Origin of the sequence: Stygiolobus sp. CP859M (genome assembly GCF_037389975.1) — an archaeon.
In the GTDB taxonomy this organism is placed as follows: domain Archaea; phylum Thermoproteota; class Thermoprotei_A; order Sulfolobales; family Sulfolobaceae; genus Stygiolobus.
Map to the genome: position 1 here is coordinate 95,075 of NZ_JBBHKS010000007.1, position 14,409 is coordinate 109,483.

Genomic DNA, 14,409 nt, shown 5'->3' on the forward strand with positions numbered 1-14,409 from the left:
CTTTACTACAATATATGGTGACCAGTTAATGCAGTTCTGTCCTAAATGTGGAGGAGTGCTAGTACCTACCAAGAAGGATGGCAAAGAAATACTGAAGTGCAATAAATGTGGTTACGAGAAGGAACTCAGTGAAAAAGCGAAAAAAGAATACAGTGTGAAAGAAAAAGCTGATAAAAGCAACAAAGTCCTTACTACCTCCTTAGTGAGCGATAAAGGAGAAAGAAGGCTAGAGGAAGAACAACTAGAGCAGGAGAGAGAAGAATATTATAAGGAAATAGGACTTGAACTGCTCAGGGAAGAGTTTGAAGAAAGTGACGAATCTGAAGAGGAGTAAAGTACTAACTTAAAAACCTTCTAATCTTATCCGCATATTCTCTCATTTCATTTTCATCTTTATATCTGGTCTTATCCTCTATTGTGTGTATCTTAATACGGTCGCCTTTATATCTCGGAACCACGTGAAAGTGGATGTGAAACACTCTTTGCCCTGCTGCTTCATCATTATTTTGGATAACATTAACACCATCCGCACCCATCTTTTTTATTGCTATAGCAACCTTTTTTACTACTACAATAACTTTTTTTAATTCATCATCTGGAATCTCGTATATGTTATCGTAATGCTTTTTACTTACCACGAGTGTATGTCCTTTATGAATCGGATTAATATCTAGAAAAGCTAGCACATAATCGTCTTCATATACTTTTTGTGATTTAAGTTCACCTTTAATTATTTTACAAAATACGCAAGAATCCATTAAATCACCCGACATTAAAGTTAAAGCTTTAATCCCTATAAGTGTTAAATTAGAAATCATGAAGATATCATCCATCGAGGCAAAATATCTGGTAAAGATTGGTGGAAATGAATTGATTATACATCAAGCCAGAAATGAAAGAGGAGAAAAGATATATATATTCCAGACTTTAAAGAACATAAAATTGGGAGAAAGTGAAGAGTGGAAGGAAGACTTAAATAATGTACAGACTATAGACTCAAGAGACAAATTGCCTGATGATTTGAAAAAGATCCTTAGAAACGTGCTTAAATGACTTTTAAAAACGTCTTTATTAATATAAACTTACAAAGACATAAAAGGTGAGTTTTTTGGAAGAGAAATTTGACTTCATAATAACAACTGATCGCTGTCTAATGACTAACCATCATGGCAAGGAATTTTTAGGCTTCTTAGGTACTGGACCTGCAATAGGAATTCCTGAGAAGGCGTGGAAGTGGTTAGCTTGCCCTAAAATGAAGACAGATGAATTAGGAAGACCGAGAGAAGCACCTTACGGAATGAGGAAAATAGAAGCAGCACTAATCGACGCAGGTTATAAGGCAGCCATTATTGACCCAGACTATATTGGAAAATACTTACCACATGCTAAGGCCTTAATGTTGTCTCATCACGATTATTTTGCTTTTGGCCCTCCATCTTCCACATGGTGGGGGATAACAAAGAAGGAGCCTGTCAATTACAAGAGTTTCCAAGAGCTAATTCATAAACCGGAAATTAAGCAGGCAAAACAAAGAGGTATGAAGATTATAGCCGGGGGACCGTCAGTATGGCAATGGCTTTGGAGAACAGATATGATTGAAGAAGTAGAAGTAGATACCTTAGTAGACGGAGAAGCTGATACTTACATTGTAAAAATTGCCGAAATGATAATGAATAACGAACCGTTACCGAAATACGTGTATATTGGCGCGGAGGAAGCCCCTTCAGTAGATCAAATTCCTGAAATAAAAGGTGCTAGTGTTAATGGACTAATTGAAATAATGAGAGGATGTGCGAGATCTTGCAGATTCTGCTCCGTGACGTTAAGACCAACAAGGTATTACCCACTAGAGAAGATTGAAAGAGAACTACAAGTAAACGTTAAGAATGGCGTAAGACACGGGGTAATACATAGTGATGACGTTTTGTTTTACGGTGCAGTAGGAATACATCCTAGACCTGAACCGCTTATAAAACTGCATAAACTAGTTAAGAAATACTATAAGACCATAGCATGGAGTCATGCCAGCTTGGCAGCAATTCGTTACTCAGAAGAGAAGTACGGTCTTATCTCAAAGATAACAGAAATCGTATATGAAGACGGTCACCAGAACTACCTCGGCGTCGAAGTAGGAATTGAGACCGGATCCTCAAGACTTGCAAAAGAAATAATGCCCGCTAAATCGGCACCCTATAAAGTAGATGAATATCCAGAGACTGTAGAAGAAGCATTTAAGATAATGCATGATCACAACATAATACCTGCCGGTACCATGATAGTAGGATTGCCTGAAGAAACTGAGGATGACGTCTATAAGACTATAGAACTGGTTGATAACCTGAGGTCCTACCGTAGTATATTAGTTCCGATGTTCTTCGTACCTATGGGTTACTTCAAGAATAAGGACTGGTTCACTAAGGTTAAACTAAATGAGGCACATATTGAATTATATAAGAAAGTGTTCTGGCACGATGTATATTGGGCTGAGGATATTTTAAATAAGTTCTACCTCAAGTCACCCGTATATATGCCGGTAAGATGGACATTAAAGCTGTTCCTTAGAATTGCGAAGAAGCAAATGAAAAAAGTTGAAGTCCAATTGGAAGGTTACTTAAGGAAATAATCACTGCTTTTTAGGATATATGTAGTCTTTTGGTGCTGCACCAAATACCTCTAGGTACTTTCTGAGCACTTTAGGAATCTCCACCACACCATCCTCTCTTTGGTTGTTTTCCAGAATTGCAGTAATAGTCCTTGTACTAGCAATTGCTGTACTATTTAAAGTGTGGACATATCCCTTCTTGTTTGTCTTATAATCTACATATCTTATTTTCATCCTAAACGCTTGCCAATCCAGACAATTGCTACAACTCACCATCTCCCTAAACTTCGCTTGTGCAGGCATCCATACCTCTAAATCATACTTCTTTGCTGCACATGCTCCCAAATCACCAGAGGCAATATTTATAATCCTATAAGGAAGCCCAAGTCCTTGGAATATTTGTTCAGCATTTGAGATTAATTCCTCGTGATATTTCCAACTCTCTTCAGGAAGAGAAAATATGAATTGTTCCACTTTATGAAACTGGTGAACTCTGAATATTCCTTTCAAGTCCTTATTAGCTGCTCCGGCTTCCTTTCTAAAAGCAGGGCTAATACCTACAAACTTTAAGGGTAGCTTCTCCTTAGGAATATCCTCTTTAAATAATAGAGCTGCTATGGGGTGCTCTGCTGTGGCGATAAGATATAGATCCTCATTCTCTATCTTATAGATAGCGTCTCTAAAAGTATCTAAGTCTATAACACTCTTAATGACTTCACCCCTCAACATATAAGGTGGTAAAACTAGAGTATATCCCCTAGAGGTCATTATATCTATCGCGTAGTTCAAGAGAGCGATATCTAACCAGACTATATCGCTAAACAGATAGTAAAACCTCGACCCTGCTACCTCTCCAGCCTTTTTTGTATCCCCCAACTTAAGGACGTTTTCTAACATATCCGCGTGTCCTACAGGTTTCCACTTTATTACCTCATAATCAGCCTTTAATCCCTTAACTTGTTTGAGAAACTCATCAACGTCTTTCTCATAAACCTTGAATTTCCCCCAAACTTTTATCGGTACACTGTAATTTTCATCGGGACCTATGGGCACTGAATCGTCCACTACGTTAGGTAGCTCGGAAAGAATCTGATCTCTTTCTTCTTCAATTTTCTGTAATTCTTTCTCTTTATCCTCTAGTATTTTCAACAATTCTTTAGCCTTTCTTATAAGTTCTTGCTTCTGCTCTTTCGGTGCTCTAGGGATTTGAGAGCTTATTACGTTATGCTCATGCCTAAGCCTTTCTACTTCTTGTAGTGTAGCTCTCCATTGTTTATCTAATTCAACAGCTTTATCAACTAACGAAACGTCTATGAATCTTCGGCTTATACTCTCTTTCAACTTTTCAGGATTCGTCCTGAGTAGTTCCAATATACTCCAAGACACAAGTAAGAAATGGGTGAAAAGATTTTATGCCTTCTGTTCTTGTTGTTGCGTATCTTCGGTAGGTAAGCCGTAAGTTTGTACCCACATTTCTACTATATCGTAACCATATAATTTCTTGAACTTTTCTCTACCTTCAGGTGTCATCTTTAGAGGCGACCATACCGTTTCTAAATCTATATCCACCTCCACAGATTTTGCAGGAACTGTCTCCTTTATCACTTGTTCCACAGTATAAATCAGGTCATCTACGACAGGGCATCCGGGTGCAGTTAAACCAAGTTTTACGTAAACGTCTCCTTCGTCTGAAATTTTCAACTCATATATTAGCCCTAAGTTTACTATATCTACTGGGATTTCAGGATCATAAACTTGAGTTAATGCTTCCATGATTTTCTTTTTCCACTCTTCTTTGTTGACTTCAACCATCTTTAACCCAGTTAAAATATGTTAAAACAAGTATTAACTCTTTGCGTTTAACTCTTTTTCTTTCTCTCTTTCTATGACTATATCGTTATAGGATCTGTAAAAACAAGTCTTATTCCCCGTATGGCAGACCGGTCCTATCGACCGCACCAACAAGACTATTGCGTCTCCGTCACAGTCTATCTTAAAGTCTTCTACAATCTGATAATGGCCGCTTGTCTCCCCTTTAAGCCACAACTTCTTTCTACTTAGAGACCAAAAATGAGCGTAACCTTCAGTTAGAGTCCTAATCAAAGCTTCTCTATTCATATGTCCTACCATTAATACCTCTTTCGTTTCAACATCTTGGAGGACGGCTATTATTGTGGAATCTGTATGCCTGAACCAGAACTTTTCAGCTATTTTAGTAGCCTCCTCTAGGCTTAGCTTAATCACTTTTTCATCCACCTATATAGGTTACCTAAAAAGATCTTTCCAATTTTACTACTTTTTTCTGGGTGAAATTGTGTGCCTACAATGTTACCTGAACAAATAATAGCGGGGTAAACAATTCCGTAAATGGTTGTAGCTCTAACGATACTTTCGTCTTCGGGGTATGCTACGTAACTGTGGACGTAATAAACGTACTGGTTGTTTAACCCCTCAGTGAGCGGACAAGTAAGGTCAGTTACAATTAACTTATCCCATCCTATATGTGGTAGTTTTAACTTATCCTTTCCGTTGTTTTCGATCTTATCTACTTTGCCCTTAAACCAACCTAACCCTTTGGTTAAACCGCCCTCAGATCCTTCTTCGAACATTATCTGCATTCCTAAGCACACACCCAAAAAGTAGGTGCCTCGTTTTCTGAGGTCTTCTAATAGCTCTTTATGTGAACTCAGATAACTTGCAACTGCATTGAAAGAACCTACTCCGGGGAATACTATCAGGTCTTCGTTACCTTCGGGTTGAGAGTTTACCGAAACTTCAAAGCCTACCCTTTTCAACCCAGCTGAAATACTGAAAAGGTTACCCACACCGTAATTTATGACGGTGGCCTTCATTACTCTTTCATCCTCCTTTTTAACTCCTCATAAACATCCTCTGGTTTCACATTAGATACAGCCATTAAAACTAATAAATGATAAAGAAGGTCTGCAACCTCTTCTACAAGACGCTCCTTCGTTTCGGCTAAAGCTGCCACAATTACTTCGCTTGCCTCCTCACCAACCTTCTGAGCTATATAAGGCTTCCCTTTTTGGTACAATTTTACTGTGTAACTACCCTCTTTCTGCGATGAAATCCTGTCCTCAATTATCTCATATAACTTGTCTAATACCTCATTACCTGCCATATCTGGCACCTATACTCTCAGCATGAAATTCGAAACCTTCATGCTTAGCTAAGATTATAGCCGACTGTATTAATTTGTCATCCGGCTTCTCAAGATTGGCGTACATAATGGGCTTTAAAAAATCATAAACAGTGACCCCTCCCCTAAATCTAGCCCATTGATTAGTAGGTAGAATATGATTAGGACCTGCAGCATAATCTATAATAGCCGGTGGAGTAGAGCCTAGACTTACCGCGCCTGAGTTAGAAACAATATCTAAATATCTCTTGGGGCTAGTGACATACAAAGAGAGATGTTCAGGAGATATCTCGTTAGCAATCTTTATAGCTTCCTCAACACTACTCACTTTAATGACGTAGTACATGTTCCTCTCCCTTTCTAGTTCACGCTTTACTTCATCAACTATATACTGGGAAGTGGTTAGAAGGACTATAAAAGTCGATAATCCATGTTCGGCTTGAGCCCTCATATCTAGAATCAAGTCCTCAACCTTTGCTGTATCGTCCGCAATAATTACTAACTCGGTAGGGCCCTCAATTCCGTCTATTCCTATATCCCTACTCACTAAAAATTTCGCAGCTTGAACATATATGTTACCAGGACCTACAATCTTATCTACTTTCTTAACTGATTCCGTACCGTAAGCAAAAGCTGCTATCGCTTGTGCACCGCCTAATCTATAGAGCTTTTTCACGCCTAACTTCTTAGCGATATAGCATATCGCAGGGTCTATCTTAGACGGTGGAGTAGCTGCGTAAATCTCATTAACACCAGCTACCTTTGCAGGAATCCCTGCCATCAACAAAGTAGACGGGTAAGCCTTATTCCCGCCGGGTACGTATATGCCTACTTTCTCTATTGGTTTCCAGATTACACCAAACTCTACTCCCTTTGAGTTACCTCCAGCGTTATAGGGCTTAATAGTTTCATGAAATTCGACCAGCTGTTCGAATATGTAGTCTATAGCATCTTTAAGCTCTGGGGATATCCTTAACGCAAGTTCGTCTACCTTATCCTCTACTACAGAATCTAACTTCACATGATCCAGCTTCTCCTCTAGCTCAAGTAATGCTTTGTCGCCTTTTTCCCTAACTAGCTTAATTATTTCCTCCACTGTGGGTATTGCTTTAGTGAAATCGTTAGGTCTGTTTTTAGGTAATTCACTCAAAATCATAATCTTACCTCCAACCCTTGGGATTTTAAATACATTTTAAGGTTTTGTATCCTTATTACTCCATCATGAAAAACTCCCGCAGCCAAAGCAGCGTCGGCTACTTTTAAGGCTTCTAAAAAATGAACCTCTTTACCAGCTCCTCCGCTCGCTATTACTGGAATATTAACCGCTTCTGAAACCATCTTAGTTAAGGTAATGTCATATCCCTCCCTAGTCCCGTCCCTATCTATACTCGTGAGAAGAATTTCACCAGCTCCTAAAGCTTCAACTTCTTTAGCCCATCGTATCGCGTTTAATCCCGAGTTATAACTCCCAGATCTGGTGAAGACTTTGTACTCATCATCTACTTTTTTAGCATCTATTGCCACTACTACTGCCTGAGAACCAAACTGTAGTGCGGCCTCGGTAATTAGTTTCTTATTCTCCACAGCTGCAGTGTTTATACTCACTTTATCAGCCCCGTTTCCAAGGATAGTTGATACGTCATCAATAGTCCTTATACCACCCCCTACAGTCAAGGGGATTGAAAGAACACTAGCTGTGTTCTTAACTACTTCTAACAAAGCCCTCCTACCTTCAATTGTAGCAGTAACATCTAGGAAAACTATCTCATCAGCTCCTTCATCTTCATATCTCGCTGCTAATTCCGTAGGATCCCCTTTGTCCTTTAAATCTAGGAAATTAACTCCTTTAACAACCCTACCTTTTTTCACATCTAAACAAGCGATAATACGTTTTGCCGTCATAAGCTCCCCTTCAGACTTAATACGTCTTGAGAGATAATTCTACTTGCCTCGTATAAAGACATACCTAAAGCCTTGAAAGATGCCTCAATAATATGGTGAGTGTTTGTACCCCTTAGTTGAATTACGTGTAGGTTTACTCCACAGTGATAAGAAAACGTCTGAAAGAAGTGGAAAACGTTCTCTATTGCTAATCCTCCAATTTCGCTTCTCTGAAGATTTAACTCTATATTACTTACTCCCCTTCCCGAGATATCCACCGCCACTAGGACTAACGCGTCGTCCATTGGAACTATCTCGTTAGCAAACCTCCTTATTCCCCTCTTATCACCTAAAGCCTCCTTGAAGGCTTCTCCCAACGTTATAGCAACGTCCTCTACTACATGATGGTCATCATAACCTAGCTTGTCCTCGGCAATAACCGTGGAAGTCGAGTTCATGTAATACAGTAAAGTGGATAACATATGAGTAAAGAACTTGACTGGAGTTTGTACCCTGACTTCGCCTTTCTGATCAATATCTAATTCGATTTCTACCTTGGTCTCCTTTGTTTCTCTAACCTTTTTAACACTCCTATTATACAACTTTTACACCCCTAAGACTACCATTATAGAAGCTCATACCAATTATAGCATAATCGAAACCGAAAACCTTAAGCTTCATCAAATCCTCAATAGTGGATACTCCTCCTGCATATTCCTTAACTCCCTTGGTTATATTAACATATTTCTTTACGCTTTCATCTATCCCGCTCTTCGTGCCCTCTTTGGGAACGTAAGTAAATATAAAACCATAAACATCAAAAGATAGTATTTCCTCGACCTTTATCTTTCTCCTCTCTTTCCATCCTTTTATTAAAACGTCCCCTTGTTCATTGTAATCTATGGAGAGTAAAATCTTATCTTTGCCCACTTCACTCCAAATTTTCTCGAAAGTTTCTCTATTCGTAACGGGTAAAGTAGATAGAACTATGAAAGAACATTCATTAGCTATTTTTTGGGCTTTGTCTAAGCTCCTTATTCCTCCTCCTACTTGTGTGTGTTCGAATCCAATTTCTTTACAAATCATCTTTATAATTTCCTCGTTGTTACCGACTCCCTCTGCCGCATCCAAATCGACTAAGTGCACTTTCTTATATCCCTCGCTGTATATTTGTTCAGCTATACGCAAAGGATCTCCCAGAATTAGCCCAGAGCCCCTCTGACCCTTAATTCTCTTTACAGCTTTACCTTCACTGATATCTATACTGGGAATGACCTCTAAACTCATTTTATCACCTTTTCTATGTCGACTATTACTATATCACGTGCACCGTTAGCCACTACCTTTCCGATTATCTCGGGAAGGGAGTCTTCATCTATCACCGTGATTACTTCCCATGCATCACTCTTAGCCAATTTAGATAAAGTAGGAGAAAGCATTGCGGGGAGAACGGAGAGCACTTTGTCCAACTTTTCATCAGGTACGTTCATAAATACCATTTTCTTGTTTCTCGCAAATAAAGCACCTTTCATCAGGGTGAGTAGAAGGTTTATCCTTTCGGCTTCTTCGCTTTTTATCCAATCTTTATTTCCTATTACCACAGCCCTACTTTCCATAACCGTGTCTATTGCCTTCAGACCATGGAGTTTCAAAGTAGTCCCGGTGCTCATTACATCGATTATCGCATCGGCAGCCCCTAATGAGGGCATTACCTCAGCTGCCCCACTTATCTTAACTAATTTAGCTTTTATCCCCTTTTGAGCTAAGTAGTTTCTGGAAATATTAAAATACTTCGTCGCTATTCTGATTTCCCCTCTAATCTCCTCTGGAGAATTAATACCCCAAGATACTGGCACGGCGAGAACTATTTTAGCCTTACCGAAGTCCAGATGTACTAACTCCTCAACATCTACACCTGATTCCAAGACGTAATCAAAACCGGTTATACCTAATTCCGCAGCTCCCGCTTCAACTATATTAGGAATGTCCTCCGTCCTGACCATAACTAGCTGTACTCCTTCCCAGTTAGTCGGTACTATTAATGCTCTCTCGTCACTAGCTAGGGGCTTAATACCCACACTGTTTAGGAACTGTAAGACAGGTTGTTGTAGCCTACCCTTGTTTGGTATTGCTATTTTCAAGGATCTCACCCAAGGTTTTTACAAGTAGTTCACACTGTTCTTTTGTTCCAATTGATATTCTATAATAACCAGAAATCAAATTCCTTATAGCAATGGATTTAGCCATAAGTGGGGTAAATAAATCCCTATTATCTTTTACGAAAATAAAATTAGTGTAGGAGTTAAACACTTTTAACCCGAGCCCCCTTAACTCTTTGATTAAATACTCTTTGTTGGTGTTTATCTTGTTAACGACTTCCTTTACATAAGAAGGATCCTCTAATGCCTTAATCCCAGCGATTAGACCGGGTAGTGAGACGTCGAAAGGCGTCGAAGTCTTCTTTAGTGCTTTCACTACTTCTTCATTTCCTATTAAATAACCTACTCTAAGAGATGCCATGGAGAAAGCTTTACTTAAAGTCCTAACTATTAACACATTCGGATAGTCGTAGATCATCCTTGCAAAAGTCTTCCCGTAGAATTCGTAATACGCTTCATCAATAACTATAAACCCTCTAACATTTGTAGCCAGCTCCTTAACCAACTCCTCATCTAACATCGGTGAGCCCGTGGGGTTATTCGGATTATCAATTATTACAAGTCTTGCACCTTTACTCTCGCTCAACAATCTCTCCCTATCTTCATACCACCATTCTTCACCTTCAATAAGTTTGATCTTCACGTGGTTGAGTCCTCTTACCGACGAGTAAACCTTGTACATGCTATATGCAGGGTAATTAGTTACAACTTTGTCTCCAGTCTGGGCTAAATTGTAAAATATTGACCTCAAAGCCCCGTCTCCACCTGGAGTAGGAAAGATATTTTCTGGCTCTACTTTATTATAGTCAGCTGCTAAGGCTGAAAACCTCTCAGATAATTCTGGGTGCTGGTATCTGTTAGCGTAAGGTAAATACTTCTGTATAGCTTCTAATATGTGCGGAGGGGGTGAATAAGGAGACTCGTTTAAGTGAAGCCTTATCCCATCCTTTATATCATCAAAATTATATTCTTCTGACTCCAGCAGCCAAGGATATATAAGTTCTTTCACGGTTGGTGCAATAGGAAACCCTACATATATCACTCTGTTGTAAAAATAAGCTTTACTCTGTCATGATAAAAGGACAACCTTAATTTTACCGTTTCCACTTTTCCGTTTATATGGATATAATCGAAAGGATTCTTCAGAAACCAAGGTTAATTAAGAGTTATTACTACGGGGTTAATTTGGTAATAGTAATTAACGCCGCTGAAAAGTTGTACGCTGAGGGGAAAAAGCCTTGTATAATCAACTTTGACAAAATTAAGTGGGAGTTTTACCCATACGAGATCAAATTCAAGATGTTTTGTGATAATGACTCAGAAAACTTGGTCTTTGAGGCGGAAAAAGTCAGTGAAATACCGCTGAAGTTCAGACTCGTTACGTCTGCTAAGGTCTTTAACATTAATTGTGACATAGCGACCGTAGAAAGGATCGGAAATAACTTATATAAAATATTATTAGATGGAGAAGTCCTCACTTTCCAAGTTAAAGAGGGCAAGTTAACCGAGAGAGCTATGAACAGAATCGATGAGGAAATCCTAAACCTTTTAAACGAAAATGGAGGAACCATGACCGTAAAAGAATTAGTAGATATTATCTCGTTTAAGCTGAGGGTTAGTAAAGATTACGTCAGAAACGAACTCGCACTCCTAAAAACTTCCGGAAAAGTTGAGATAGAAAAAAGTACAGTTAAACTTATTGGATAAATATAGCTGGTTTTAACGGTAATGCGTCTTTCTTATACTTGCTTTTGTCCATTTCTTTAACGCTCCTTATCTCGATCTCTTTACCGCCAAGTTTGTACTTAAGGTAATTAGCGCCTTCTCTTAGTATTTCTTCTTCGTTAAAGTCGTGTCCAAGAACAAGTTTACGCATCTTATCATCTAAACTTCTTGCTTCCTCGAATATTTTTTGGTACAACTTAGCGTCGAATTTCTCTTGAGTCTTATTCTTCTCTATAAACTCTTTCATACTTCCTCCTCTTGATACTACTTCTAATGCACTTCTTAATAACGAAAGTTCGTGAGGCGTTGCCACGAATATACGAACAACTTTTGGAGTTCCTTTATACACGTTTAATATCGACTGAATATCTTCAAGGACTTTCTTATGATATTCATGAATTAAGTCGACTAACATATCTACCGAAGTCTCGGGTATCTCAGGCCATTTCTCTACACTGACGAAAGTCTCATGCCCCAACTTGTGCCATACTTCTTCAGCAAAGTGAGGAGCGAAGGGCGAAATCATCTTGATCCATACTTCCAGAATCTCCTTTACTAATTTTCCATTAGGTTCCTTCCCTTCAGCCCTTACCATTTCCGTATACTCGTTCAGATAAGAAGAGAAGTTATAGAGCAGTTCATTTAGGGCATTTCTCAGGTCTAAGTTCTCAAGATATTTAGTAACGTTTATCACCATCTGGTTGAACTTATTCTTTATCCACTTCTCTGGAAAGCTTTCTTCACTTCCCTTGAACTCATCTACTTTCTCAATTAAATCGTAATAGTTCCTTAACGCGTCTGCTACTGATTTAGCATAGCTATCACTGAAGTTCACGTCGGAGCCCATATCGGCAGTAGAGGTTAGAGTAATCCTAACAACATCTGCTCCGTACATTCTTATAGCTTTTCTCAGAGGAATAATGTTTCGTAATGATTTACTCATCTTTTTACCTTCTAGAAGAACGAACCCGTTTACAGCGATAGCCTTAGGCCATAATTCTTCTGGGAATATTGCAGCGTGGTTGAAGATGAAGAAAGATAAATGATTAGGTATTAAGTCCTTACCACTGTGCCTTACGTCTAGCGGGTACCAATACGTAAATTCTTTTCTCATTTCCTCTATTACTTCTTTCGGAATTCCAGTAGAATTCGAAATAGAGAAAGGGTCACCTTGCCCTAACATTACATAGTCCCAAAAGTCCAAAGTCAGTTGTGAAGGCTTAAGCCCGTACTTCTTTATAAGGTGAGCGACTGTATAATAGGCCATATAAATGGTTGAATCACTTAAGCTCTCAATGATCCACTTCTTATCCCAAGGTAAGGGAGTTCCCAATCCCCTTGTCCTTGCACAAGCCCTTTTCTGTAACCAGTCCGCTACAAACTCAAAGTCTTTACGGGCCTCAGGAGGTATGAAAGTCATGTTAGATATTAATTTCTTAGCTAGGGCTTTCCACTGCAGGTTGCCATAATCTAAGAACCACTGGTCTTTTAGAATCTTTACTACGACCTCGTTACCGCACCTACAATAGACCGGTCTATTCATTATCTCATAAATTTTCCTTCCTAGTTTCTTCTCTATCAGGAACTCAGTTATCTTCAGCCTCGCGTCTGGTACACTTAAACCCACTAATCCCTTAACACTCTCTCTGAATTCAGGTCTAGCCAACTCAACGATATTCTCTTTCATTCTACCCTTATTATATTCCGTTCTATACACTTGTTCCGTTAGTTTTTCTAAGTCCTCCTTGCCTTTGGGATTAGTCTTATCCACTACTTCTTTAGCTAACGCATCCCCTTGTCCTTCAACCGTAATTATAGATATTACGGGCATGTCCTGCTTAATCTTTTTGAGGTAGTAGTAGTCAAAAGGTGCATGAGCTGGGACACTCATTACTACTCCAGTGCCGGTCATCGGATCTACGAAGTCCGCACCCAATATCGGGATTGTTTTACCAGTGATTGGGTTTACAGCATTATGTTTAGTTAGTTCTGAACCTTTCAAAGTAGTTATGGTCTTGACATTATCGATCTGGAAGGAAATCTTAAATGCAGCCCTTTCACTCATAACATACTTCTTACCGTCTATTTCGACTATTGCGTAATTGACGTCAGGATTAACCCAGATCGCGACTGCCCCGAATACAGTCTCAGGTCTCAAAGTCGCTGCAGGAAAGATACCTAAGTCGGAGTCAAAGTAGATAAGCGTAAACTCTCCTATTTCGGGCTCCATGTCTCCTTTTGTATCGTGCATACCTACGGGGATGTGATGAACAGGACACCAACCTACCGGGTGTGTATCCCTAACTATGAAACCCTTTTGCTGAAGCTTATTAAACTGCCAGACTATAAACGAGGAGAACTCGGGGTCTATTGTAGTAAACTCCCTTCTCCAGTCTATGCTGAGACCGATTTCTTTCATCGCTTTCTTAATTTCCTCTTTGAAGTAATTGGCCATAAATAACGGGTCTACCAGTTTAGAAATTACGTCATCAGGTATCTCATATATATTCTTAAAGATGTCTATTAGCTCTTTGTCTCCTTTTGCTACGTCATCGGCCATAGCTATAATGGGTGTTCCAGTATAATGGAAGCCCATGGGAAAAAGTACGTTATAGCCCCTCATTCTCATAAATCTGGCGTAAATATCACATGTTACGTAAGTCCTACCGTGACCTAAATGAAAGGGAGAGTTAGGATAAGGAAATGCAACTGTCGTATAGAATTTTTTACGAGAATAATCAGGATTAGCCTCGAAGAGTTTTATATCCTCCCAAGCTTTCTGCCATTTTTGAGATATCTCGTTAAGAAAATCAGAAAACCTTTTAGGTGCTGATATAAGGGTCACCAAAAGAGCTATATATTGTAGATATTTAAAGTATACT

General features: G+C 39.1%; 17 protein-coding genes. 4 read left to right on the forward strand and 13 right to left on the reverse strand.

The genetic code is table 11. The features are described 5' to 3' along the window. Window positions 1-28: 28 nt before the first annotated feature. A complete protein-coding gene (locus WIW72_RS02060) occupies window positions 29-334 on the forward strand; it encodes a zf-TFIIB domain-containing protein (RefSeq protein WP_337701706.1) in 306 nt (101 codons plus the stop codon). Window positions 335-338: 4 nt separating this feature from the next. Here WIW72_RS02060 and WIW72_RS02065 read toward each other — a convergent pair whose 3' ends face one another. Beyond that, on the reverse strand, window positions 339-758 hold the full coding sequence (locus tag WIW72_RS02065; RefSeq protein WP_337701508.1) for an HIT family protein: 420 nt from the start codon (window positions 756-758) through the stop codon (window positions 339-341). Between the two features lie 58 nt (window positions 759-816). Between WIW72_RS02065 and WIW72_RS02070 the strand changes: the two genes are divergently transcribed. Both WIW72_RS02070 and WIW72_RS02075 read left to right on the forward strand, forming a co-directional pair. Beyond that, window positions 817-1,053: a hypothetical protein gene (locus tag WIW72_RS02070; RefSeq protein ID WP_337701507.1), complete on the forward strand. Its 237-nt coding sequence runs from the start codon at window positions 817-819 to the stop codon at window positions 1,051-1,053. 46 nt (window positions 1,054-1,099) lie between these two features. Then, the gene (locus tag WIW72_RS02075) at window positions 1,100-2,623 is read left to right on the forward strand and encodes a B12-binding domain-containing radical SAM protein (protein WP_337701505.1); all 1,524 of its coding nucleotides are present in this window, start codon (window positions 1,100-1,102) and stop codon (window positions 2,621-2,623) included. Here the strand turns inward: WIW72_RS02075 and serS are convergent, their stop codons facing one another. Genes serS through hisC form a run of 11 tightly spaced genes read right to left on the reverse strand, consistent with a single transcriptional unit; the run spans window position 2,624 to window position 10,844 of the window. Further along, window positions 2,624-3,988, reverse strand: coding sequence for a serine--tRNA ligase (gene serS, locus WIW72_RS02080; protein WP_337701503.1), 1,365 nt, complete (start codon window positions 3,986-3,988; stop codon window positions 2,624-2,626). A gap of 24 nt (window positions 3,989-4,012) precedes the next feature. Then, window positions 4,013-4,414, reverse strand: a complete 402-nt coding sequence (locus WIW72_RS02085; RefSeq protein ID WP_337701501.1) for a metal-sulfur cluster assembly factor — start codon at window positions 4,412-4,414, stop codon at window positions 4,013-4,015. A gap of 33 nt (window positions 4,415-4,447) precedes the next feature. After that, window positions 4,448-4,843, reverse strand: a complete 396-nt coding sequence (gene hisI, locus WIW72_RS02090) for a phosphoribosyl-AMP cyclohydrolase (RefSeq protein WP_337701705.1) — start codon at window positions 4,841-4,843, stop codon at window positions 4,448-4,450. Next, the gene (gene hisH, locus WIW72_RS02095; RefSeq protein WP_337701499.1) at window positions 4,843-5,454 is read right to left on the reverse strand and encodes an imidazole glycerol phosphate synthase subunit HisH; all 612 of its coding nucleotides are present in this window, start codon (window positions 5,452-5,454) and stop codon (window positions 4,843-4,845) included. Before hisH ends, hisI begins: the two co-directional genes overlap by 1 nt. Continuing rightward, a complete protein-coding gene (gene hisE / locus WIW72_RS02100; protein ID WP_337701497.1) occupies window positions 5,454-5,744 on the reverse strand; it encodes a phosphoribosyl-ATP diphosphatase in 291 nt (96 codons plus the stop codon). Before hisE ends, hisH begins: the two co-directional genes overlap by 1 nt. Continuing rightward, window positions 5,734-6,918, reverse strand: a complete 1,185-nt coding sequence (gene hisD / locus WIW72_RS02105; RefSeq protein ID WP_337701495.1) for a histidinol dehydrogenase — start codon at window positions 6,916-6,918, stop codon at window positions 5,734-5,736. The genes hisE and hisD overlap by 11 nt, the downstream gene beginning before the upstream one ends. Next, window positions 6,915-7,664: an imidazole glycerol phosphate synthase subunit HisF gene (gene hisF, locus WIW72_RS02110; protein WP_337701493.1), complete on the reverse strand. Its 750-nt coding sequence runs from the start codon at window positions 7,662-7,664 to the stop codon at window positions 6,915-6,917. The genes hisD and hisF overlap by 4 nt, the downstream gene beginning before the upstream one ends. Next, a complete protein-coding gene (hisBd, locus tag WIW72_RS02115) occupies window positions 7,661-8,245 on the reverse strand; it encodes an imidazoleglycerol-phosphate dehydratase (protein ID WP_337701492.1) in 585 nt (194 codons plus the stop codon). The genes hisF and hisBd overlap by 4 nt, the downstream gene beginning before the upstream one ends. After that, window positions 8,238-8,930: a 1-(5-phosphoribosyl)-5-((5-phosphoribosylamino)methylideneamino)imidazole-4-carboxamide isomerase gene (gene hisA, locus WIW72_RS02120; protein ID WP_337701490.1), complete on the reverse strand. Its 693-nt coding sequence runs from the start codon at window positions 8,928-8,930 to the stop codon at window positions 8,238-8,240. The genes hisBd and hisA overlap by 8 nt, the downstream gene beginning before the upstream one ends. Further along, window positions 8,927-9,784, reverse strand: coding sequence for an ATP phosphoribosyltransferase (gene hisG, locus WIW72_RS02125; RefSeq protein WP_337701488.1), 858 nt, complete (start codon window positions 9,782-9,784; stop codon window positions 8,927-8,929). Before hisG ends, hisA begins: the two co-directional genes overlap by 4 nt. Further along, the gene (hisC, locus tag WIW72_RS02130) at window positions 9,756-10,844 is read right to left on the reverse strand and encodes a histidinol-phosphate transaminase (RefSeq protein WP_337701486.1); all 1,089 of its coding nucleotides are present in this window, start codon (window positions 10,842-10,844) and stop codon (window positions 9,756-9,758) included. The genes hisG and hisC overlap by 29 nt, the downstream gene beginning before the upstream one ends. A gap of 77 nt (window positions 10,845-10,921) precedes the next feature. On the opposite strand from hisC, the gene WIW72_RS02135 reads away from it, so the two are divergent. Next, complete coding sequence (locus tag WIW72_RS02135) at window positions 10,922-11,509, forward strand: hypothetical protein (protein ID WP_337701484.1); 588 nt, start codon at window positions 10,922-10,924, stop codon at window positions 11,507-11,509. Here WIW72_RS02135 and leuS read toward each other — a convergent pair. Then, window positions 11,499-14,372, reverse strand: coding sequence for a leucine--tRNA ligase (gene leuS, locus WIW72_RS02140; RefSeq protein ID WP_337701482.1), 2,874 nt, complete (start codon window positions 14,370-14,372; stop codon window positions 11,499-11,501). The two genes, WIW72_RS02135 and leuS, sit on opposite strands and share 11 nt — an antisense overlap. Window positions 14,373-14,409 lie beyond the last annotated feature (37 nt).